Origin of the sequence: Microbacterium sp. GbtcB4 (assembly GCF_019091465.1) — a bacterium.
Classification (GTDB): domain Bacteria; phylum Actinomycetota; class Actinomycetes; order Actinomycetales; family Microbacteriaceae; genus Microbacterium; species Microbacterium paraoxydans.
Genome location: NZ_JAGXJJ010000852.1, coordinates 1 through 228 on the forward strand (window position 1 = coordinate 1; position 228 = coordinate 228).

Sequence of the window (228 nt, forward strand, 5' to 3'; positions counted from 1 at the left end):
CCCTCCACGCCGCGTCCGATGACACGGACTGCGGCGACGACGTGCAGGTACGAGTGGTGACGGAACTCCACACGGGCGTAGACGTCGGAGATGAGGACCTCGGCGGAGGGCAACGCGACGCCGGTGAGCGCGACGCGCAGGGCGACGGAGGTGTGGGAGAGGCCGCCCGGGTTGATGCCGATGCCCGCGCACCCCGCCCCCGCATCGTGGATCGCGTCGATGAGCACG

1 protein-coding gene is annotated in these 228 nt (G+C 71.5%); it reads right to left on the reverse strand.

Features of this window, described 5'->3' with window-relative positions; translation table 11 throughout:
• On the reverse strand, positions 1 to 228 hold a 228-nt coding region (locus KVS71_RS19870), incomplete at both ends, for a type II 3-dehydroquinate dehydratase (protein WP_217585372.1).